The 287-nt window shown below is 57.5% G+C and carries 1 protein-coding gene; it reads left to right on the top strand.

From position 1 onward, the window contains the following. Positions 1–287: secA translation cis-regulator SecM (gene secM / locus J4G32_RS21140; RefSeq protein ID WP_246505454.1), on the top strand; the 287-nt coding region annotated here is incomplete at both ends.

Below are 287 nucleotides of genomic sequence, written 5' to 3' on the forward strand. Positions count from 1 at the left end.
AGTAACGCCGCTGAAACCAATACGCCTGCAAGGACGACCGCCAGCACCGCGTCTAAAGTTAACTTTAGCCAGCTTGCGCTGTTAGAAGCCTCTAACCGTCGTCCCAATTTCACCGTAGATTACTGGCATCAGCACGCTATTCGCACGGTGATTCGCCACCTTTCTTTTGCAATGGCGCCGCAAACGCTGCCCGTTGCCGACGCGCCGTCGCCATTACAGGCGCATCATATCGCCTTACTGAATACGCTCAGCGCGATGCTCACGCAGGAGGGCACGCCGCCGGCGAT

This window comes from Microvirga antarctica, from assembly GCF_017921815.1.
In the GTDB taxonomy this organism is placed as follows: domain Bacteria; phylum Pseudomonadota; class Alphaproteobacteria; order Rhizobiales; family Beijerinckiaceae; genus Microvirga; species Microvirga antarctica.